Source organism: Alkalicoccus urumqiensis, assembly GCF_002993335.1.
Lineage (GTDB): Bacteria > Bacillota > Bacilli > Bacillales > Salisediminibacteriaceae > Alkalicoccus > Alkalicoccus urumqiensis.
This window is the reverse complement of sequence record NZ_PVNS01000002.1, coordinates 67,298-87,840: the sequence shown is the minus strand read 5'-3', so window position 1 is coordinate 87,840 and position 20,543 is coordinate 67,298. Positions and strand designations below refer to the sequence as shown.

Genomic DNA, 20,543 nt, shown 5'->3' with positions numbered 1-20,543 from the left:
CTGTTAAGAGCTTCAGGCATCGTTCGGTTTGTTCCGTTCGATTAACTATTTGACAGGAGAAACGTCTACGATGCTTCGTTGTTTTCTCTTACTTCTTCATATGTTTCTACGAGAACGTCATAATTTATAAGCCCCGGACGGTTCATGGCCACGCGGCCGTCCGGTGTTATTAAATACGTCGACGGCATGGCATATACTTCGTACAGAGATTCAATCTCCCCTTCTTTATCCAGTACATTCGTGAATGGCAGGCTGAAATCATCCACAAACTGTTCAACGGGGGTGAGTCCTGTTTCTGTAGAGGTCATATTGACTCCGACAACGTTGACGCCTTCTTCTTTGTATTCTTCATAAAACTGGGCAAAGTCCGGCATTTCGTCTTTGCACGGACCACACCAGGTTGCCCACATATTCACTAAGACATAGTCTCCCCGGAGTTCAGACAGCTGAAACGCTTCTCCTTCTATCGTCTCCAGCGTAAAATCCGGCGCCTGCATTCCCGGCTGCACCCCGGTTTCATCAATAGATTCATGACTTACAGTCTCTTCTCCTGCCGGCAGATCCCGTTCAATCCCCTGATTTTCAAGATATGCTTCCAGAGCTTCGCTGCCGTTGGAAGGTTCCGGCCTCATCTCGGAATAAATGACAAAACCGGCCGCTGCAAGTGCCGCTGCCGCAAGTATATAAGTGATAAGTTTCCGCATCGTACCAACTCCCTCATACGACAAGTATACGAAATTGTCCGCTGCATGCACAGCGTTTACGATATTTTTCACAAAATTGACGTTCTAAGCAATTCGCCAATCTGGTACAATAAGGCAGGTATCTAATTTATATAGAGAGAAAGAGGCTTTGTTTATGACATGGATTGAAGCACTAATTTTTGGTGTGGTGCAGGGAATCACTGAATTTCTTCCCATTTCCAGTACAGCACATATCGTCATTGTACAGTTAATGTTCGGGTATTCATTTCCGGGCTTATCATTTGAAATCTTTCTTCACCTTGCCTCTGTTCTGGCTGTCCTTCTTTATTTCTGGAAGGATATGTGGGAAGTGCTGCAGGGATTTTTCCGTTACATAGCCCACAGAGACAATAAAGATAGAACGAAATTCTTTTTCGGCGTATACATCCTTACCGCTACCGTCATTACAGGCGGACTCGGCGCGGTTTTATCTGATACGATCGGAGAAGGGCTGAAGTCACCTTATGTCATTGGCTCCGCGTTGATTTTAACCGGGTTTGCCCTCGTGTTTATTGAACGATTCCACCGCACAGGCCGAAAACAGGAAAAGGACATGACGTTTCTAGATGCTGTCATTGTGGGACTCGGTCAGACACTGGCTGTATTCCCTGGTATCTCACGCTCCGGCGCAACTCTGGTTGTCGGCCTGCTCAGAGGTCTCGACAAAGATACGGCCGTCCGCTACTCCTTTTTACTGGCTATACCGGTCATCTTAGGTTCCACCGTACTTGGAGTCAGTGATTTTACGATGGAAATGGTCACGTATGTAACCGTACCGAACCTCATCCTATCGTTTGTCGTCACTTTCATCTTTTCTATGCTCGGGATCATCTGGCTGATCGATTTTCTTAAAAAGAGTAAGCTTATCTATTTTGCCATTTATTGTTTCGCCGCCGGTATTCTTGTCATGATATTTATTGACCCGTCCGTTGTAGTTGAAGTGTAACGGTGGAAATTGTTTAAGGAGAGGGGCTCTTACCTATGAGAGCGCCTCTCTTTTTTGTGGATCTACGAATTTGAATCAAAAAAAGAGGACCCTGGATGAGGGCCCTGCAATTCATTGATTCTGTTATTTTGCCGTTACAGACATAATTTCCGTCTCGCCTGCCTTCACTTCTTTTCCTTCCACCTTATCGATGGAACCAACGGCATCCCCGTTCGTAATAATAATAGGGGTGATCGTGCTTTCCGCTTTCTCGTTGACGAGATCCATATCAAATTCGATCAGCTTATCTCCAGGAGCTACTTTGTCTCCTTCTTTCACAAAAGCTTTAAAACCGTCTCCCTGCATGTTAACGGTTTCGATACCGATATGAATCAGCACTTCAATTCCGTTGACGGTTTTAAGACCGACAGCATGCTTTGTCGGGAAAAGCTGGACGATTTCTCCATGGACCGGCGCAGAAATCACTCCGGATGATGGTTTTACAGCAACGCCGTCCCCCATCATTTTTTCAGCAAAGGTAGGGTCAGGAACTTCGGAAAGGGCTACGACTTCCCCGTCAGCCGGGCTGACGAGAATATCTTTACCGTCTGCTTCCGGCATTTCCACTTCCTGTTTTTTGTCGAGTCCAAATAATTTTTTAAGCATACAAAACGACTCCTTTAATTTGATATTATGGTGTATATACAAGTCGCGCACCGTCATAGTATAGCAGACCTCTGTAAATCTGCAAACTAATGGTTCGTCATTGACATTCCCCGGAAGCCGGGTCATTAAACCTTCGGGGGAACGGCGCTTAATGAGGACCCGGGAAGGGTAAATATCATAAAGGTACATAATCATGGAAAGTTGGTGTGTTAATGAAAACAAAACCATGGGAGCATTATTTGTTCCGCTTTTTTCTAATCTGGTATGCAATTGGTGTCGTGCTGCTGGCATTTGATCTTGTTCCTCCGTGGCTGGAATGGGCGAACGTTGTCTTTCTCGTAACTTCCGGCCTGCTCGGGGCCGTTTTTTTCCTGAGAAGTTCCAACCCCGCAGCCGGCCTGCTGCTTGTTCTCATCATTTTCTTCGGTTCCATTCTGATTGAAAGCTTCGGCGTACATACCGGCCTCTTCTTTGGCAGTTATTATTACGAAGCCGATTTTGGTCCAAAACTTCTCGGTGTTCCGGTAACGATCGGCTTTGCATGGGTAATGGTCACCGCTGCAGCACACGCTGTTGCCGCTCCCGCCGCTTCCCTGGCACCTGCCTTTCCAAGGCTGGTCTATGCTGTATACGCTTCTCTATGCGCTGTCATCATGGATTTAATTATTGATCCGGTAGCATATGAAGTAAAGCAGTATTGGATCTGGGAGGATACCGGCGCTTACTACGGTATACCATTCAGTAATTTTGCAGGGTGGTTTATTCTATCATTTGTTTTCCATCTTCTCATCAGCCTGCTGTTTTTCAGAAACAGCGTATGGAAAAACACAAGAAGTCCTTTCTGGAGCCATAAAATGCTTCTCCTTTACGGATTGATGATTATCATGTTTGTTATTACCGCCGCAGCAGGAGGCCTCATTCTGGCGCCGATTCTCTGTGCAGGTCTCCTCGCAGCTGTATACATTCTCTATGGAACGGCAGCAGGAAGGAAACGCATATGAGTGTTTTTCCGGCTGTCTTTCACCCGTATAATACCTGGCTGATCAAACGACACTTTTCCCGTGTCCATCTGCACAGAAATAGCCACGCTCCTGCTTCCGGCCGGACGATTGTAGTGATGAATCACAGCACCTGGTGGGATCCGCTCCTGCTTTTGTATCTTAATCAGCGGCTGTGGAACCTGGACGGACGGGCCCTTATGGACCGGGAAGGACTGGACCGCTTCCCTTTTTTTGAGAAGGTCGGAGCGCTCCCTGTAGACACTTCAACGCTTCAGAAGACAAAAGAATCTCTGGCAGAAGCTTCTGCTGTTCTGGATGACGAAAAGCCACTTTTTCTATTTCCACAGGGCAGAGAAGTTCCTCTTGGGGCTCCGATCCGCATTTCATCTGGAGCTGCATGGCTGAAAACGGAAGTGCCGGATACCCGTATCTATAATATGACGTTTTACCACGGATTGTTTCATCAGCAGCAGCCCGAGTGGTTTGTTTACGTATCTGAAATCACTGGTGCACCTTCATGGAGCCGGAAGCAGTGGACATCCCATATTCAGACATGTATGCAGGAGCAGTTTCATTTCGTTCAGGATCAGATTTTCAGTCGGGACCAAGCCGACTGGCAGACAGTCCTGAGGGGAGCAGAAGGGATCGGTGCTGCCTGGGAGAATGTAAAAGGTCTTTGGAAAGGAGCAGGTCGATGACTGCCGTTCTGATTATTATTCTGACAGGGCTCCTTATATGGACATTTATCAATACGCGGATCGTTTCCGACCTGGCTCCTTCCAACAGGGAGCAGAGCAGCGCGCCCTACTCCCTGTTGATTCCCATGCGGAATGAAGAAAAAAATGTAGACCGGCTTCTGGCCTCTGTTCAAAAGCTTTCAAGCCCGCCAATGGAGATCATCGTGCTCGATGATCATTCAGAAGATACTACGTATGAAAAACTGTGCGTCTGGCAGGAAAAGCTTCCTCTCCAAATTATTAAAGGACGCACTCTGCCGGATGGATGGGTCGGAAAAGTTCATGCCTGTCATCAACTGGCTGCAGCAGCTGATGGGGATTATTACTTATTTATCGATGCGGATGTCGAGCTGCATCCCCATGCAGCAGGAGCAGCACTGGCTTCAATGAGAGATTCAGATGGACTGGTAACCGGCTTCCCAAAGGTGCCGGCCTCTTCGTTTCTGGGTAAGCTCATAATTCCGATGCAGCACTTTCTCGTCTATGCCTTTCTTCCGGCAGCAGCCGCCAATTATTCAACCTGGCCTCCTGCTTCCGCAGCCCATGGGGCATTTATGCTTTTTACGAGAGAAGCCTACGAAAAAACCGGTGGTCACGAATCGGTAAAACAGTCTCTTGTTGAAGATATCCATCTTGCCAAAGCAGTGAAAAAAAACGGCTTCGGTGTTCACCTGGTAAACCCTGCTCCACTGGTGACGTGCTATATGTATGATACAAACCGGGAAGTATGGAACGGCTTCGTTAAAAATTTTTTCCCCGGCCTCGGCAGAAGCTATATTGCAGCCGTTCTCTACATTGCAGCATTTACTATTCTCTTTATACTTCCACTGCCGCTTGCAGCAGCCGGATTATTCACAGGAGAATATTTGGCGGTGGTACCGCTTCTTCTTTCCGTTATGATTAAATGGCTGTCGGATCGAAAGAGCAGGCAGCCCTGGTGGACAGCGCTTCTCTTCCCCGCAGCCGCCGCAGCATCGATCGCCGTTCTCATTCGTTCTGCTCAGACACAGCTGTCTGGTAAAAGATTTCACTGGAAAGGCAGGAGCTATTCATGACACAAAAAGCAGTTATTATCGGGGCAGGTCTTGGAGGACTTGCCGCCTCCATCCGGCTGCAGTCTGCCGGATTTCAAGTTACGCTTATTGAAAAAAACAGCCACTGCGGCGGGAAAATGCAGCGGATGCAGGTCGGAAGTGCTTCGTTTGACTATGGACCGAATACGATTACGATGCCGCATATTTTTCAACAGGTGCTTACGGATGCCGGACTTGATCCGGATGACTATTTTTCCTTCAGGCACTTAGAAAATCATACGACCAATCAATTTAAAGATGGGAGCTCATTTACCTTCTCCTCAAATAAAGAGCAGATGAAAACAGAGCTTGAGAAAATTGACTGGTCTGCGGCAGATCAATATGAGAATTATTTAACTGAAGTCGGAAAGCTGTATGAGCAGTCTGCCGCTCAATTTTTTAAGCGGACATTTCACCATCCGAAAACATATATGTCCCCTTCTCTTTTTAAAGCGTTTACGAAAGTACGTCCATTTGAAACGATGGATCATTTTCACCGCCGTTTTTTCCGTGACGAGCGAATAACAGCGGCATTTAACCGGTATGCAACGTACATCGGTTCTTCTCCCTATACAGCACCGGCAACGTTCGGCCTTATCGGCCATCTGGAGCTCTCCCAGGGCGTGTATTACACAGAGGGCGGCAACCCAAGCATTGCAGAGGGCCTCACACGTGCAGCACGCACGCTCGGCGTCAGCATCCACACAGAAGAAGCTGTCCGCTCGCTCGTCATAAAGGATAAGAAAGTTACTGCTGCTGTTACGGATCACCAGGTGTACGAAGCCGATGTCTTAATACTAAATGGAGATCTGATGACGCAGGTTCCGGCACTTCTTCCTCCATCGGCAAGACCGTCGATGCCGGACACTTTTTTCAATAAAGCAGAGCCCTCTCTGTCCGCCTGGGTGCTGCTGGCTGATATTGATGAATCGCTTCCGCTTAACCATCACCACGTCTTCTTCGGAGAGAATCCGAAAGAAGAATTCGATGCAATTTTCCGCCGGAGGCAGTTTGCAGAAGACCCGATCATTTATCTCTGCACGTCCGCAAAGACAGAACCCGAAAGGCGTCCCGGCGGAGAAAATACTTTTATTTTAGTCAACGCTCCTGCCAGAACAGGCGCAGAGCAGCCTTTTTCCAAAGATCGATTGTGGGAAAAACTACGAGAACGGGGCCTTCCGCTGACAAAACCACCTGCTGCGGAAAAAATACTGGATCCCGGGTTCGTGGAGCAGCAGTACAACGCCTACCGGGGAGCGCTTTACGGGTTATCCTCCCACTCGAAAAAAAGCAGCTTTCTGCGTCCCGGAAATAAAAGCAGAGACTTATCCAATTTTTATTACTGCGGCGGTTCGACGCACCCCGGCGGCGGTTCTCCCATGGTAACAATGAGCGGCATGAACACCGCTGATTTAGTGATAAAGGAGTACTCCCTCTCCTGAACGGAACGGGCCGGCACAGCTTATTCCACTGCCGTTATCATCCTTTTTTTGCTTTATCAATTATAAAAAGCCGTGCTGCAGGATGGGCAGCACGGCTTTTTAAGTTCTTCAGGGCAGCGCTCAAGAGGTTGCAGCTGTCTGCAGATTTGATAGAATGCGCTTTTTTTCTTCACTGGAAACAACTGCACGCTTTTGAAATACATCATATTGATTCCGTCTTGCTGTGTTCAGAATCTGTTGATACAAAAGCGCTGCAGCCTGCACAGGCAGACGCGAATGCATCGGATATAGATGAATATCTTTAAGCCCGAGCTCATAGTACGCCTCGGCTTCAGCCGCCAGGTGTTCCCAGACGTTAATAAAAGCTGCGTCCGGCTTCCTTTCCCGGCAGACCGTTTCGATCCGGCAGCCATATGTCTGAAGCAGTTCTTCAGGAAGGTAAAGCCTGCCCCGCTCAAAATCTTCTCCTACATCCCGCAGAATATTTGTGATCTGCATCGCATACCCTAAATAGACGGCACTCTGGTGAAGCTTCTGTTCCTTCCCCGGTGCAAGAATTGGCAGCAGCATCAGTCCGACAGAACTCGCCACATAATAAGAATAGCGGAGAACATCGGCAGTCGTTTCATACTGATAATGATATAAGTCCATCTCCTGACCGCGGATCATATCATAAAACGGCTTTTTATCGAAATGAAATCGTTCAAACGCATCCCCCAGGGCTGTCCATAAAGGCTCATCGTTCGGCAGAACACCGGACAGAAAAACATCCAGGTCTTTCCGAAATTCATGAAGGTCTTTTGACGACGGGAGATCTTCATCTACAATATCATCGGCCGTCCGGCAGAAAGCGTAAACCGCCCATACTGCCCTGCGTTTATCTCCCGGAAGATGCTGAAACGCTTTAGAAAACGTTTTTGAATGTTTATCAATGATCTGCCTGCAGTGCTGATATGCAGCTTCCGTTTTCATCGGATCGGCTCCTCTCAAACAATCTTACTATCAGATTATCATATTTTACCCGTTGTACGATCTTTTTTCACCGCGACGGCATCGTTATCCTCACGCCGTAAAATATCATTTAGGATTTTAGCCCCATTCATTACGATTGGAACGCCGCCTCCCGGATGAACAGAAGCACCCACTGCGTAGACATTTTCCCATCCGGCGGCTTTCAGCTGAGGACGAAACACACCGGACTGCAGAAGTGTCGGCGCGATCCCGAAGCTTCCGCCTTCAAACAATCCTTCCTGCTCTGCTTCGAAAGGCGTTTTCTGTTCCTCCCAGATAATTTTTCTTTTAAGATCCGGATCAATCTGCATGTAGATATTTTCACGGATTTTGTCAGCGTACTCTTCATATTCGTCTTTTGTTTTTTTCGATGCATCCGGTACGGGGACGAGTACATAAAGAGTAAAGCGGCCCTCCGGTGCTAGAGAATCATCGATGAGACCTGGATGAAATACATAAAAGGAAGGATCATCCGCAAACGTATCGTTTTTGAACATTGCGTTCATGTGTGAATCCAGTCCGCCGCCCATGTAAAACTGATGAACATAGCTGCATGCAGGTTTTTCGTTCAGACCGATATAAAATAACAGGCAGCCGGAAGAAGGTGTATAGGAACGTTTTTTCTTTTCCGGCAGAAGTTTTTCTGCTCCTGGAAAGTCTCCGTTTAATATTACTCTGTCTCCATAATACGCTCCCGTTTCTGTCTCCACTCCATATGCTGAATGCTCTTTTGTAAGTACCTTCTCCACGCCTTCGTTCAAATGGACTGTTCCTCCCCGCTCCCGCACAGCGGTCTCAAGCTTTTCTGCAAGCGAGGCGTATCCACCGTATACATACCATATCCCGTGGGCATGTTCGCTGTAGGATACGAGCGAATACATTGCAGGAGTAGCGGAAGGGGAGCCGCCGATGTAAAGCGACTGCAGAGAAAACGCCTCCTGCAGCTGAGTGCTGCGAAAATAGCGGGCGGACTGCTTCCTGACAGACTGATAGGCTCTCAGCTTCAGCAGTGTTTTCACATTTCCTGCCGTCCAGAAATTTTTCGGATCTGCAAAGGAGTGGTCCAGAAAGGACTGCTTTCCCTGCAGAAACGAATCGTTCATCTCTCTCACATATTTTTTATACCCGCCGGACTCTCCGGGAAAGTGCCGCTCAATTTCCTGTTCCTGCTTAAACGAATCACTCCATTTCAAAAAGGATGGACCATTTTTAAAGTGCATTGGATAAAGCGGATCAATCCGTACGAGCTGGATCTCCTTCTCCAGATGCAGTTCACTTAGTATGTCTTTAATCATATCCGGAAGCAGGACGATGGTGGGGCCTTCATCAATGCGGTGCCCATCCCGCTCACGGTACCGGAGGCGTCCGCCGGTGCGGGAATCCTTCTCAAATACCTCTACGTCATTTCCTGCCTTTAATTCATAAAGAGCTGTAACGAGCCCTCCGAGGCCTGCACCGCAGATAATCGTTTTCATGATCCCACCTTCTTTTTTCCGGCACCGATAAGACCAGCGGTAATTTTCGCGGATTCAAAGATCGTCGGCAGTCCGCTCCCTGGATGAGTTCCTCCGCCGGTCAGCCAGAGGCCGTCTATCTCTTCAAACTGATTGTGCGGCCGGAAATACATCATCTGCCCGAGATTGTGCGCCATGCTGAATACGGCGCCTTCATATACATATTTTTCCTCCTGCCAGCCTTTTGGTGTAAGAATCGTCTCTGATACGATCCGGCTGTTTAAATCGTCAATTCCGGTCCTTCTGGCCACTGTGTCAATAACGAGGTCGCGGAAGGTCTGCTCATATTTCTCCCAGTCGATTCGGGATAGATTATTTGGAACCGGTGCAAGGATATAAAGCGCACTGTCTCCTTCAGGTGCCAGGCTGTCGTCCGTGATCGAACCGTTCTGAACATAGATAGATGGATCCTCAGACAAAACCTGCGTCTGCATAATTTCGTCAACGTTTTTCTTATAATCATCTGCAAAGAGCACCGTATGATGGTCCAGAGGAAGTTCACCTTTTACGCCGATATATATCATAAACGTGGAGCAGGAATATTTTTTTCCCTTTAATTTTTCGCTGCTGTATTTTTTCAGGGTGCCCTCAGGAAGCATCGTTTCCATCGTATAGGCAAAATCACTGTTTGCAATTAAGTGGTCAGCCGGTCTGTGTTCTCCATTATCAAGCGTGATACCGGTTACTGTCTTCCCTTCAAGGTGAATGGATTTTACCCCGGCACCCGTATGGATGACAGCCCCAGCTTCTTCTGCGGCTTCTGCCAATGCCTTTGTAAGCTGGTTCATTCCGCCCCTTGGATGGTATACGCCGTATTCATGCTCCATAAAGGAGAGAATACTGAACGCACCCGGGCAGTCCCACGGAGACATTCCCAGATACTTCGATTGAAACGTAAAAGCAAGCGCCAAACGGTCATCGTCGAAATACCGTTTTAACACGTCGTATAGGGAGCGCCCCACCTCCAGTTCCGGAAGTGCCTTTAAGCTTCTAAGTCTCAAATAATCTGTAAGAGATGCGTGAGGAGCCTGAAGAATAGGAGATAATCTGGCCAGCTTTCGGCGGGTGTCTTTCATAAAACGCTGGTAGGAAGCCCCGCTACCCGGAAAATGGCGTTCTATTTCTTCAAACATTTTCTGCTCATCGCTCGAAGCCCGGATCGTCATATCAGGAAAAATAAGAGAATACATGGGGTCCAGCTTGATCAAGTCTACATAGTCATGCAGATTTTTTCCTGCCGATTCAAAAATCTCTTCCAGAATATGCGGCATACTAAAAAATGTAGGGCCTAGATCAAACGTAAAGCCGTCTTTTTCAAACGAAGATGTCCGTCCGCCGACGTACGGCTGCTTCTCGAACACTTCCACCTCATATCCCTCTGATGCGAGGAGAAGCGCGGAGGCTAATCCGCCCGGTCCGGCACCGATAACTGTCACTTGTGTCATTTTTCTGCACCTGCTTCCTGCAACTTCTGTTTTTTAATATTCCCTCAACTTAAAATGAATAAACAACGAATGTACAAGGAATTACATAAGGTTTTTGAACAAAAATGGTTTTATGCATAAACAGAGCCGCTCCTCTCTGTCAGCATACTGCTGCATCGCCTGGAGCGGCTTGTAGATCGACAGGAAACCATTTCCTATCAGGATTGTTTTTTCATGTTAATTAAATACCATCCGCCCTCACGTATCAAGGGTTTAAACGTTTCCACCTTCATTCCGCCGGCTTCAGCAAACCGTTCCATATCTTCCGGCGATGGAAGCGGGTACAGGTTTTCATGGGCAGTCATAAATGCATTAAATGCTGCTGTAAATGAAGCGCCGTACTTCGCATTTACAAGCGGGCAGATGACAGTTACAGAGCCTTTGGAGGAGAGGGTCCGCGAAATCCGCTTAAACAAGTCTTCTCGTTCCTCAGGGGGAAAATAGTACAGCAGGTTATGCGCCATAATCATATCTGCGCGGCCATCATATTCCTCCAGAAAATTTTCGATATCCCCCTGGCGTATATCTATCTTATCACCGTGCTTCTCCCGTGCGTTTTTTACGACTTCTTCGCTCAGTTCAACACCGATCAGTTCGGTATTCGGGTATTTATCATAAACAGCACGAAGATATCCGCAGTAGCCGCTTCCGAGATCAATGATGCTTGCCGGTTTTTCTTTTTTTACCCAGGAAAGGATGGGAGATACAGCTGCTTTTTCAAGAAGAGTGGAAGTTTCCGCTACAACCTCCGCAAACTTATCGCCGAGATATGTAAGGCGCTCATCCGACTTCAGCAGTGCCGGGTACTCCAGAAGCGTCGGAATATGCAGTTCCAGCATTTCCTCCAGCAGAATACCGACAGATTCCCGGCTGTTTTTTGATGCATACTTTATCATATCTTTTTTTGCTTTTACTTTTCCGTTCCGCGCGCGTTTTAAATGGCCGACCTGCAGGCCGACGTCCACCCAGCGCTGCAGCAGTTCGCTGGATACCTGCTGTTCGACAGCTGCTGCTTCGGGATGAATCGCTTTTTTAAATGCATCAAATAAGTCCATTTTATAACCGACATGTGCATGCCACGTGCCCAGAAAATTTTCATTGGTCTTCATCCAGTTTCGTGCTTTCAGCACCCGTTGAATTTCCCCCATGCCTCTCACCTGCTTCATTCAATAGTATTGTAGTTCATTTCTACCTGTTTTCCCTGTATCCGGGATTTTAAACGGTTTCAACTGGAAAAACGATCCTTCAGCAACTCTGACTCGAGAGAGCAGGAGTCGGCTGCTATTTTTTTTGAAACTGCTTTCCTGCTGCTTTTTCTACGATTTTCGGGGCTGTCTGGTATAAAACGGACAGCAGAAAACCGACTTTAGGCAGGTGGCTTTCACGGCTTTTTTTCTCTGTCAGCTTTCCTACAGCAACGGCTGTTTCCCGGACGGTCAGCATCATTCGGCCGAGACGGCTCCGGTAATTTCCTGTTTTATCGGCCTTATCAAGGAATGGTGTGTCGATCGGGCCGGGGTAAAAAATCGACACATTGACATTGGTACCTGCAAGTTCCATCCGCACGGCCCTTGCATAGCCTATAACCGCATGCTTGGAAGCAGCATATACAGACGCTTTCGGACTTGGGATCTTGCCGGCAAGAGAGCTGATAAATAGTAATTTTCCCTGGTCTCTCGCTTTCATATAAGGGAGAGCTGCTTTCGTCATGTTATGAACGCCTGTAACATTGACAGAAAGCATTTCCTCCACTTCCACTGCCTGGAGCTCTTCTATCTTTTTAAACGTTCCAGCCCCGGCATTGTTTATAAGAATATCTACAGAGCCATTATTTTCTTCCGCCTGCTTCATAAATTGGACGCAGCTTTGTTCATTTGTGACGTCCAGTGCATACACTTCACAGCTTCCTCCTTCAGACTGAATCCGTTTTTTAACCTCTTTCAGTTTTTGAATGGACCGTGACCCGAGTATGACACGATGCCCTTCTGCAGCAAGAAGCGCTGCGGTCTCTGCTCCCAGTCCACTTGACGCACCGGTAATGACGATATTCATAAAACCCCCGCCTTCTCTTCTCTGAATGGACAATTGTCATTATCCACAGGACGTGATTTTCCTGTTATACTAATTCTATTGCAGTTTACAGGAGGAATACAACGATGAAAATTACTTTTATTGGTGCCGGTTCCATGGCCGAAGCGATGATCGCAGGCTGGTCCCAGCTTAAAGAGCCGCCGGAAATCACCGTAACGAACCGAAGTGACGATGAAAAGCTGGAACGTCTGGAGAAAACGTATGGCATCCATACGAGCAGAAGCATGTCAGCGCTTGTTGATGCGGACTTTATTTTTGCGGCATGCAAGCCGAAAGACTGGGAAGAGGCCGTCTATCCATTTCTTCAGTCTGCATCATCTTCCACCGTATTTGTTTCTGTTATGGCTGGGATTACGCTGGACTCCCTCAAGCAGCTGGATCCGTCAAAAAGCTGGGCACGCTCGATGCCGAATACATCAGCGGCAGTTCAGGCATCGATGACATCCATCTCTTTTGATAAAACAGTACCTGATTCTAAAAAAACAGATCTCCTCCATTTATTAAAGGAGATCGGTGAAACTGCCGTCATTGAAGAATCTATTATGGATGCTGTAACGGCACTCACCGGGACAGGTCCCGCATATATTTATTACTTAATGGAGTCGATGGAAAAAGCTGCTGCAAATATCGGCATTCCCGAATCCATAGGCAGAAACCTCGTTGCCCAGACGTTAATCGGCGCAAGCAGACGCGTGCAGGCGGAAGAAAAAACACCGAAAGAACTTTACACACAGATTATGAGCCCCGGCGGAACCACCGAAGCGGGTTTTCATGTGCTCCAGGACCGCGGCGTCCAGGAAGCTTTAATTGCCTGCATAACAAGAGCACACGAACGTGCCGGTGAACTCGGCGCGAGGCAGCCTGCTGAAAAAACAGACTGAGAAGCCGGTCCGCCTTTTCCTTAGCCGGTCTCCCTCACTGTGCCTGCCGGACACCTAATGTCCGACAGGCTTTTTACATAGCTGATCATCTTTTAATGAACAGGAGCGTGAAAAATAGTGGTTTCCAACTGGAAACAGTCTTTAAACAACATAGTCACCCATACAGCTTTTACGTCAGCGGTTATTCTGCTGATTCTATTCAACGCGGTTTTAGTCGGTCTGGAAACGTACCCTTCCATTTATGAAGGCAGGGAATCTTTTTTCCAGAGCCTGGACCGGATTCTTCTGTGGATATTTACGGTGGAGATAGCGATGCGCCTTCTTGCCTCTTCCTCACTGAAGTCATTTTTTTCGAGCAGCTGGAACTGGTTTGATTTCTGCATCGTTGCTGCTGGACACATTTTTATGGGAGCCCACTTCGTTACCGTGCTCCGGATTCTGCGTGTGATTCGTGTTTTCCGGGCCGTATCTGTCATTCCGTCCCTCCGGAGACTTGTCGATGCACTCATTATGACCATTCCGTCACTCGGAAATATTATGCTGTTAATGAGCATTATTTTCTATATTTTTGCGGTGATTGGTACGATGCTGTTTCAGGAAACCTCCCCCGAATATTTCGGCACGCTGGAATTATCACTTCTCACGCTGTTCCAGGTAGTCACACTGGAGTCCTGGGCTTCTCAGGTAATGCGCCCTATTATGGAAGTACACAGCTTTGCCTGGATGTATTTTGTCAGCTTTGTTCTCGTTGGTACATTCGTTATATTCAACCTGTTTATCGGAGTAATTGTCTCAAATGTTGATAAAAGCGAAGACCATCCTCCTGATGAAGAAGCGGAAGCGCTCAGACGGGAAGTTGAGCAGACGAGAAACGATATTAAAGAGTTAAAAGACATGATCAAAAAACTGCAGCAGTGATCCGGAAACTGATTTCGATGAAAACCGTCAGATTATCTGACAATTTTCCACGCCTGCTTTTTCTATCGTGCTATAGTATATAAAAAGTTCTTATTTGGAAGGATGGAGATTCCTTTGGCAGAGCCTGTATCCTATAAAGATAAAAAGGTGATTGGAATTGGAATCGCCAGTGAGCTCACAGGTCTTACCGAAAGACAGATACGGTATTACGAAGAACGTAAGCTGATTTTCCCCGACCGGAGCAAAGGCGGAACCAGAAAATATTCATTTGCAGACGTCGAACGTCTCGTCGACATTGCAAATAAAATGGAAGACGGGATGCAGACGTTTGAAATCCGGCGCGAAGAAATGAAAAAGTCTGATATCCGGAACAAAATGCTCCGAGGTCAATTGAATGCGGCATTTAAAATGAGAAAATAACAGACATCTGCCGGATGCACGGCCAGGGATGCAGAGACAGTGGCTCCATCCCGGCCGCTGCGCCTTTTCATATGATTGAAACCGTCCGTAACCCTCCATAAAAGTGTAGATTTGTAAACGCTTACAATTGACAGGAGCGTGAATTCCCTTTACCATAAGAGAGTAACTAAATTGTCATAGAGAGTGTGCTGTGTATGCCAAACATTCAGGAAACAGACTTATTAGCCGGCGGAATTGACACATTTATCATTCCCGCTGACCAGGTTGCTCATGTACAGCCTGATAATTCATTGGAGCACGCCCTGCTCGTTCTCGTGAAATCCGGCTATACCGCTATTCCGGTGCTGGGTATGGACAGCTGTCTGCGCGGAATCATTAGTAAAGCAAAAATTCTGGATTCCATTTTAGGCGTGGAACGGATGGAACCGGAAAAATTATCCTCCCTTACGGTGGAGGAAGTGATGGAACGTGATTTTTCTGCAGTGAAAGCAGATGTTGTTTTTGAAAAAGTTATGTCGCTTTCCATTCAGTATCCTTTCGTCTGTGTTGAAAACCATGACGGCCAGTTTAAAGGGATCATTCCCAGAAGTAAAATTCTTGCGCATTTAAATGGGTACCTGCATGAACTCCGCAAAACAAATCCATCTATGTGATATAACATACGTAACTAAACGAGGCTGGGACAAAATAGTTCTCCAGCACGTAAAAAACGCTTTCGATGACCCAGGCGGGTCGTCGAAAGCGTTTTGTTTGGGAGAAGCAATAATGAATCTGTCTCATGGCCGTGAACTTTCTCATGTTCACGGCCATGAGTGCGAATCCAAGTTCTTGTTTTACCTTGGCTTTTCCTCTCACCGACATCCTGGTGAAACGCAAATTCGCCTTCAGAAATCCAAAAACTGGTTCCACGTCGGTTTTGCGCCGACCATAGATGGCTCCAGTTTTCTCTTCCGAAAGCAGTTGGCGGATATGTGCTTTTTGCGTTTCCCATCGCTCATTGTAATAAACCTTTCGGTTCGTCCCCTCCTTCGCCCTGGAACAATCGACGCGGAAAGGACAACTCGTACAGTCTTCACATTCGTAGACCTTGAATGTCCGCTCAAATCCTGATCGATCCTTTCGGCGGGACCTATAACGGAAAGGGACTTTTTGTCCGTTAGGACAGAGGAACGAATCCTCTTCCGGATCGTATTCCCAATTTACGGCATGGTAGGGATCCTGTTTGAACGATCGCTTCTTTTCCTTGCGGTACATCCCGTAGGTGATTAAGGGAGTGGTACCTGGATGATTGGAAAGGATCGTGTCGTAATTTTGTTCACTTCCGTATCCGGCGTCTCCGACCAGGTAGTCGGGCAGAGGGAAATAGTCCTTTTCGATCGTGTCAAGAAAGGGAAGAAGGGTCCGGGTATCTGTTGGATTTGGGAAGACATCATAAGCGAGCGTATACTGCCCTTCTGTCGCTATTTGAAGATTATACCCGGCTTTTAGTTGGCCATTTCTCATGTAATCATCTTTCATTCGCATGAATGTTGCATCCGGATCGGTTTTCGAATAACTGTTTCGATCCCCGAGGATCGCAAGGTCTTTTTCATACCGGATTTTCCGATCGATGAACTCCTTGATTTTCTTTCGTTTTTCCTTGGGCTCCTTGCGGGCCGAGCGCAGCTGTTTTCTTTCCTGCGCATCGCTGCTTTGTTCGATTTGTTCGTTGAACTGTTCGACCGTCCGGTCTAACGATTCGTGCATGTCTTTCATTTCCTGGTCCGTCAACATGTCTTCCTCTTCCTGGTCCCGTTCGATCGCTGGAATGATTTCCTGCTCCACCAATGCATCATACATCGCCTTCGACTTGGTAATCACGTCCTGGTGATAGCGTTGAACAGATTTTTTCCACACGAAGCTGAATTTCGTAGCGTTCGCTTCGATCTTCGTCCCGTCGATAAATATCGCTTCGTTATCGATGGTCTCTTCCTCAACCAATCGGCATCGGAACTGGACAAAGCATTGACGTAATAGTTCCTGAATATTCGGGTGAACACGGAATCGATTAAGGCTTCGATAGGTCGGCGTATATCCTTGGGCGAGCCACATCATACGAATGCTGTCATGCAGCATAGCCTCTATTTTCCGTCCGGAAAAAACGGATTGCGTATAGGCACAAAGAATGACTTTCATCATCATTTTCGGGTGATACGAAGGCCGTCCATTGCTTGTATAAAATGCATCAAAGGCTTCTTCCGGTATAGATTCAATGAGATCATTTACCGCAAAGGCCACATCATGTTTTTGTAATTGAAAGGATAAATCCATCGGCAGAACGAGCTGATCCATGTTATACTCTTTAAACATAAGGATACCTCCGGTTTTGTTATGACTTGGTCGTTCTAACTTAACCTGAAGGTATCCTTTTTTTATCGGGAAATCAAGACCGTGCGGTCTTTATCATGGGTTGATCGTGAAAAGACAAGAGACGCCTGCGGGAAAAGCAAGGGCTGAAGATCCACCGCCGCTGTTTTTGCGGCGGTTAGCTGAAGCCTTGCCCGCGGCAAGCGATTGGCATTGAAAGGATCAACCCCCTCATACAGAAAGCCCTCACCAAAAATGGTAAGGGCTTCTTTTGATGCTGGTTTTGTCCCAGCCTCGTTTAATTGACGTGCTTAAAATACATACGCAGCTGTCTTTTCCGGTCTGAAAACATGCCGGCAAGCATCAGCTTAATCAGCGGTGCAGGGAGCCAGCTTGAGAATTCCACGCGGTCAATCATTCTTGTTTTTCCTTCCGCTGTTTCTTTAAAAGCATGCGTGTGACGCCACGAGCGGAAAGGGAAAGGAAGCTTTCTGCCTTCATCGATGAAATAGGCGCCTTCCTGCCGTTCAACAATAGCGCCTTCCCATCGGAGCTTAAAAAGATAGAAGTTCATGTGAAGGACAATCTGTGCGCCTTCATAAACCGTGCGGTCTCCTTCAAGCTCAATTTTTGGAAAGCCGGTGATTGCCACGAGATTGTCGTTTTTCTGAAAGAAATTCCACACTTTCTCTTTTGGTTCTTCCATTTCCGTTTTAAAATACCAGGTGCTCGAAAACATGCCTGCAGCCTCCTTCAAACTTATTCCAGGTTCTATACCCGTTTTCCTTAAAATTAGCCGTTCGATTGCTGTCAGGCGTACAGATTTACAAGCAGCCCCTGTATTTCCCCGGTCATTTTTAATATATCCAGGCCTTTTTTCTGAGTGCGGACCACAGCATCAGTCAAATCGACCAGTCTCGAATCAACTTCTTTGACAATTTTATATACTTTCGTTCTCCCGCGGCGGTTAAATCCGCGGTTTTCTTCCAGATTCAGTCCGGTTTTTACTGCATCGTCCATAAATTCTTTCACAAGCTGCTTGTACTTTCTTAATTCTTCGACCGTGCGCGATTCAGAAAGTACTTTTCCCTGATCTTCAATCTGATGCAGCAGCTGGCCGAGCCGTTCATACTGGGCATTGTTCTGTCTTCCCTGCTTCATAATCTCCTGAAACGTAACACCGGCTTCGGTTTTCTGCGTCTCGGGCCGTCCGGTCCGCTGCACAGAGGATTTTTGTATACGGGAAATATCCATGTCAGTCACCTCTCTGTTCTGCTTTAAGCCTATCACAGGTTGTTCTTCCCGGAAACACCCGGCGCCCGGGAAACCTCCATTTCTATTGAAAAGGACTGCCGGTCTTTTCCCCGGCAGTCCTCCAACCTATATGTTACTGCAGAAGCTGCAGCACGCCCTGCGGCAGCTGGTTTGCCTGGGCCAGCATCGCTGTCGCGGACTGATTTAAAATATTGTTTCGTGTAAATTCGGTCATTTCCTCCGCCATATCGGCATCACGGATCCGTGATTCGGAACTGGACAGGTTCTCATGCGTTACCTGGAGGTTGTTGATCGTGTGCTCCATCCGGTTCTGAACCGCACCGAGCTTTGCCCGTAAAGACGATACCTGCTGGATGGCGCCGTCGAGTGCAAATATCGTGTCATTCGCTTCTTTCTGTGTCGTGACAGAAATCGAATCAATGCCAAGTTCCACCGCGCTCAGCTGTGGAATATCAATATTTACACTCTGATTTGTATTCGGACCGATCTGGAAAGCCAGCGCATTGTTCGTTATATCAAACTGCGTTTCCTGATCAGCCGAATCGCTGATGGAGCTGTCAAACTGAAACTCCATGCCGCCGTGCTTGATTTTCCCGTTCACTGTTGTGATTTCTTTATCCGCAGCAATACTTACAAACTCATCGTCTGTGAGACTCTGCTGCGTAACGTTAAACGTTGCTTTCGCTTCCAGGGATACTTTAAGTGTCCCGGATTTGCTGATTTCGGCAACCCGGTCGGAACCGATCGTCAACCCGCCGACTTCTTCGTCCTGAGGCGTATCAGAATTTAATACTATTTCTTTCTTTTCCCCACGCGGCAGACCATCCGGACCGGTTACCTCCACAGAAGCACTAACCGCATCGCCATCTTCATTCCGCTGAAGATTTGTCACATTGATCGTATACGTGCCGAGCGTATTTTCGCTGTCTGGGCCTGAATCGGTGAATGATATTCTTTCAGCATCAGTATCTCCATCAACCGCAGAAATTCCCGCTCCTGGCTGGACAACTTCTCTAACTATTTCGGTGCCTGTTGTTTCCAGCGCGTATGATCCTGACCGCAGCGAAGCATCGGTAACTACCGGATCCCGGGTCAGTCCAGCCGCATTAGAATCGTTGTCAATCGTCGACAAAATGGCACTCTCTCCGTTTAACAGCTTGCGCGTATTGAATTCTGTTTTTTCTGCGACACTGTCAATTTCAGTCAGGAGCTGATCGATTTCTTTTTGGATCTCTTCCCGGTCCTGGTCGGTATTCGTATCATTAGCTCCCTGTGTGGCAAGCTCGCGCATCCGCTGCAGCATTTCATGGATTTCCTGCATCGCGCCTTCCGATGTCTGAATGAGGGAAATGCCGTCCATCGCGTTCCGTTCGGCCATTTTCAAGCCCCGGATCTGGGATCGCATTTTCTCGGAAATAGCAAGCCCGGCTGCGTCATCCGCCGCCCGGTTAATCCGGAGACCGGAAGAGAGTTTTTCGAGGTTTTTCGCAGTGGCTCCCTGGTTCTGGTTTAAATTTCGATAGGCGTTCAATGCCTGAATGTTATTGTTAATTTTCACGTATATTCACTCCCGCTGTTATTCATACATGCTCAGTTTGTCATAAGCCTGTGTCTGTGTCCGCTGCCCGGCTGTCGTCCTGGCAGCGGATGTCGAAGCCGCTTTGTTCCATGCCTGCGCGACCGGCTGAAGCAGCTCCCTTACAGCACCAATGACCTCATAATTACCGCTGTAGACAGCGCGGACCAACTCATCGGCAGCGTAATTGTATACCTGCTCGAGCTGATCTGCCACGATACCCGCTTCATAGTTTAAGCCGCTTCCGAGACGGGTCAGAATATCCACTGCTTTTTGAATATTTTTTGAAGCTGCGGCATAATTTTTTGCTTCAGCCGCCTCTTCTGCCTCCGTCAGACGTTCCAGCAGCGCTTCGTAAAGCAGCGTTGTCAGCTGCTGAGGCGTCTTCTGGTAGAGGGCTTCATTTGTCAGCACTCTCTCACCCCCGTTCTTTCGATTCA

The 20,543-nt window shown here is 47.5% G+C and carries 21 protein-coding genes; 9 read left to right on the top strand and 12 right to left on the bottom strand.

Annotated elements, in window-relative coordinates; genetic code table 11:
• Window positions 1-65: 65 nt before the first annotated feature.
• Window positions 66-776, bottom strand: coding sequence for a peroxiredoxin family protein (locus tag C6I21_RS02185; protein WP_181186044.1), 711 nt, complete (start codon window positions 774-776; stop codon window positions 66-68).
• Between the two features lie 82 nt (window positions 777-858).
• Here C6I21_RS02185 and uppP point away from each other — a divergent pair, with 82 nt between their 5' ends.
• Window positions 859-1,689, top strand: coding sequence for an undecaprenyl-diphosphatase UppP (uppP, locus tag C6I21_RS02180; RefSeq protein WP_105957794.1), 831 nt, complete (start codon window positions 859-861; stop codon window positions 1,687-1,689).
• Between the two features lie 123 nt (window positions 1,690-1,812).
• Here the strand turns inward: uppP and C6I21_RS02175 are convergent, their stop codons facing one another.
• Entirely contained in the window at window positions 1,813-2,334 is a 522-nt protein-coding gene (locus C6I21_RS02175) for a PTS sugar transporter subunit IIA (protein ID WP_105957793.1), read from the bottom strand.
• Window positions 2,335-2,546: 212 nt separating this feature from the next.
• Here C6I21_RS02175 and C6I21_RS02170 point away from each other — a divergent pair, with 212 nt between their 5' ends.
• From C6I21_RS02170 to C6I21_RS02155, 4 genes are read left to right on the top strand one after another with little or no spacing between them, the layout of a single operon-like run.
• Window positions 2,547-3,335 (top strand): carotenoid biosynthesis protein, encoded by a 789-nt coding sequence (locus C6I21_RS02170; RefSeq protein ID WP_105957792.1) that lies wholly within the window; start codon window positions 2,547-2,549, stop codon window positions 3,333-3,335.
• Window positions 3,332-4,033 (top strand): lysophospholipid acyltransferase family protein, encoded by a 702-nt coding sequence (locus C6I21_RS02165; RefSeq protein ID WP_105957791.1) that lies wholly within the window; start codon window positions 3,332-3,334, stop codon window positions 4,031-4,033. The genes C6I21_RS02170 and C6I21_RS02165 overlap by 4 nt, the downstream gene beginning before the upstream one ends.
• A complete protein-coding gene (locus C6I21_RS02160; RefSeq protein WP_181186043.1) occupies window positions 4,030-5,127 on the top strand; it encodes a glycosyltransferase family 2 protein in 1,098 nt (365 codons plus the stop codon). The genes C6I21_RS02165 and C6I21_RS02160 overlap by 4 nt, the downstream gene beginning before the upstream one ends.
• Complete coding sequence (locus C6I21_RS02155) at window positions 5,124-6,587, top strand: phytoene desaturase family protein (protein WP_105957789.1); 1,464 nt, start codon at window positions 5,124-5,126, stop codon at window positions 6,585-6,587. Before C6I21_RS02160 ends, C6I21_RS02155 begins: the two co-directional genes overlap by 4 nt.
• Before the next feature lie 120 nt (window positions 6,588-6,707).
• Here C6I21_RS02155 and C6I21_RS02150 read toward each other — a convergent pair whose 3' ends face one another.
• The 5 genes from C6I21_RS02150 to C6I21_RS02130 all read right to left on the bottom strand — a co-directional run bounded on the left by C6I21_RS02150 (window position 6,708) and on the right by C6I21_RS02130 (window position 12,648).
• Window positions 6,708-7,559, bottom strand: coding sequence for a phytoene/squalene synthase family protein (locus tag C6I21_RS02150; RefSeq protein ID WP_105957788.1), 852 nt, complete (start codon window positions 7,557-7,559; stop codon window positions 6,708-6,710).
• Window positions 7,560-7,597: 38 nt separating this feature from the next.
• Complete coding sequence (locus C6I21_RS02145; protein WP_105957787.1) at window positions 7,598-9,073, bottom strand: phytoene desaturase family protein; 1,476 nt, start codon at window positions 9,071-9,073, stop codon at window positions 7,598-7,600.
• Window positions 9,070-10,557, bottom strand: a complete 1,488-nt coding sequence (locus C6I21_RS02140) for a phytoene desaturase family protein (RefSeq protein ID WP_105957786.1) — start codon at window positions 10,555-10,557, stop codon at window positions 9,070-9,072. Before C6I21_RS02140 ends, C6I21_RS02145 begins: the two co-directional genes overlap by 4 nt.
• A gap of 197 nt (window positions 10,558-10,754) precedes the next feature.
• Window positions 10,755-11,762 (bottom strand): class I SAM-dependent methyltransferase, encoded by a 1,008-nt coding sequence (locus C6I21_RS02135; RefSeq protein WP_105957785.1) that lies wholly within the window; start codon window positions 11,760-11,762, stop codon window positions 10,755-10,757.
• Between the two features lie 115 nt (window positions 11,763-11,877).
• Window positions 11,878-12,648, bottom strand: a complete 771-nt coding sequence (locus C6I21_RS02130; protein ID WP_105957784.1) for an SDR family NAD(P)-dependent oxidoreductase — start codon at window positions 12,646-12,648, stop codon at window positions 11,878-11,880.
• Between the two features lie 104 nt (window positions 12,649-12,752).
• Here C6I21_RS02130 and proC point away from each other — a divergent pair, with 104 nt between their 5' ends.
• From proC to cbpB, 4 genes are all read left to right on the top strand, one after another.
• Complete coding sequence (proC, locus tag C6I21_RS02125; protein ID WP_105957783.1) at window positions 12,753-13,568, top strand: pyrroline-5-carboxylate reductase; 816 nt, start codon at window positions 12,753-12,755, stop codon at window positions 13,566-13,568.
• 117 nt (window positions 13,569-13,685) lie between these two features.
• A complete protein-coding gene (locus C6I21_RS02120) occupies window positions 13,686-14,486 on the top strand; it encodes an ion transporter (RefSeq protein ID WP_245411511.1) in 801 nt (266 codons plus the stop codon).
• 102 nt (window positions 14,487-14,588) lie between these two features.
• Window positions 14,589-14,906, top strand: a complete 318-nt coding sequence (locus tag C6I21_RS02115; protein ID WP_105957781.1) for a MerR family transcriptional regulator — start codon at window positions 14,589-14,591, stop codon at window positions 14,904-14,906.
• A 194-nt stretch (window positions 14,907-15,100) separates the two neighbouring features.
• Window positions 15,101-15,559, top strand: coding sequence for a cyclic-di-AMP-binding protein CbpB (gene cbpB / locus C6I21_RS02110; RefSeq protein WP_105957780.1), 459 nt, complete (start codon window positions 15,101-15,103; stop codon window positions 15,557-15,559).
• Here the strand turns inward: cbpB and C6I21_RS02105 are convergent.
• The 5 genes from C6I21_RS02105 to C6I21_RS02085 form a co-directional block, all read right to left on the bottom strand.
• Entirely contained in the window at window positions 15,552-17,255 is a 1,704-nt protein-coding gene (locus tag C6I21_RS02105) for an IS1182 family transposase (protein ID WP_105957779.1), read from the bottom strand. The genes cbpB and C6I21_RS02105 overlap by 8 nt on opposite strands.
• A 295-nt stretch (window positions 17,256-17,550) precedes the next feature.
• Window positions 17,551-17,991, bottom strand: a complete 441-nt coding sequence (locus C6I21_RS02100) for an SRPBCC family protein (RefSeq protein ID WP_105957778.1) — start codon at window positions 17,989-17,991, stop codon at window positions 17,551-17,553.
• A gap of 71 nt (window positions 17,992-18,062) precedes the next feature.
• Window positions 18,063-18,506, bottom strand: a complete 444-nt coding sequence (locus tag C6I21_RS02095) for a YaaR family protein (protein ID WP_105957777.1) — start codon at window positions 18,504-18,506, stop codon at window positions 18,063-18,065.
• 133 nt (window positions 18,507-18,639) lie between these two features.
• Entirely contained in the window at window positions 18,640-20,085 is a 1,446-nt protein-coding gene (locus C6I21_RS02090) for a flagellin N-terminal helical domain-containing protein (RefSeq protein WP_105957776.1), read from the bottom strand.
• Window positions 20,086-20,103: 18 nt separating this feature from the next.
• On the bottom strand, window positions 20,104-20,517 hold the full coding sequence (locus C6I21_RS02085; protein ID WP_181186042.1) for a flagellar export chaperone FliS: 414 nt from the start codon (window positions 20,515-20,517) through the stop codon (window positions 20,104-20,106).
• Window positions 20,518-20,543 lie beyond the last annotated feature (26 nt).

Excerpts from the sequence above, each read along its gene's own strand:
- uppP (WP_105957794.1), top strand. The coding sequence starts at position 859 with ATGACATGGATTGAAGCACTAATTTTTGGTGTGGTGCAGGGAATCACT.
- C6I21_RS02175 (WP_105957793.1), bottom strand. The coding sequence starts at position 2,334 with ATGCTTAAAAAATTATTTGGACTCGACAAAAAACAGGAAGTGGAAATG.
- C6I21_RS02170 (WP_105957792.1), top strand. The coding sequence starts at position 2,547 with ATGAAAACAAAACCATGGGAGCATTATTTGTTCCGCTTTTTTCTAATC.
- C6I21_RS02165 (WP_105957791.1), top strand. The coding sequence starts at position 3,332 with ATGAGTGTTTTTCCGGCTGTCTTTCACCCGTATAATACCTGGCTGATC.
- C6I21_RS02160 (WP_181186043.1), top strand. The coding sequence starts at position 4,030 with ATGACTGCCGTTCTGATTATTATTCTGACAGGGCTCCTTATATGGACA.
- C6I21_RS02155 (WP_105957789.1), top strand. The coding sequence starts at position 5,124 with ATGACACAAAAAGCAGTTATTATCGGGGCAGGTCTTGGAGGACTTGCC.
- C6I21_RS02150 (WP_105957788.1), bottom strand. The coding sequence starts at position 7,559 with ATGAAAACGGAAGCTGCATATCAGCACTGCAGGCAGATCATTGATAAA.
- C6I21_RS02145 (WP_105957787.1), bottom strand. The coding sequence starts at position 9,073 with ATGAAAACGATTATCTGCGGTGCAGGCCTCGGAGGGCTCGTTACAGCT.
- C6I21_RS02140 (WP_105957786.1), bottom strand. The coding sequence starts at position 10,557 with ATGACACAAGTGACAGTTATCGGTGCCGGACCGGGCGGATTAGCCTCC.
- C6I21_RS02135 (WP_105957785.1), bottom strand. The coding sequence starts at position 11,762 with ATGAAGCAGGTGAGAGGCATGGGGGAAATTCAACGGGTGCTGAAAGCA.
- C6I21_RS02130 (WP_105957784.1), bottom strand. The coding sequence starts at position 12,648 with ATGAATATCGTCATTACCGGTGCGTCAAGTGGACTGGGAGCAGAGACC.
- proC (WP_105957783.1), top strand. The coding sequence starts at position 12,753 with ATGAAAATTACTTTTATTGGTGCCGGTTCCATGGCCGAAGCGATGATC.
- C6I21_RS02115 (WP_105957781.1), top strand. The coding sequence starts at position 14,589 with ATGGAGATTCCTTTGGCAGAGCCTGTATCCTATAAAGATAAAAAGGTG.
- cbpB (WP_105957780.1), top strand. The coding sequence starts at position 15,101 with ATGCCAAACATTCAGGAAACAGACTTATTAGCCGGCGGAATTGACACA.
- C6I21_RS02105 (WP_105957779.1), bottom strand. The coding sequence starts at position 17,255 with ATGTTTAAAGAGTATAACATGGATCAGCTCGTTCTGCCGATGGATTTA.
- C6I21_RS02100 (WP_105957778.1), bottom strand. The coding sequence starts at position 17,991 with ATGTTTTCGAGCACCTGGTATTTTAAAACGGAAATGGAAGAACCAAAA.
- C6I21_RS02095 (WP_105957777.1), bottom strand. The coding sequence starts at position 18,506 with ATGGATATTTCCCGTATACAAAAATCCTCTGTGCAGCGGACCGGACGG.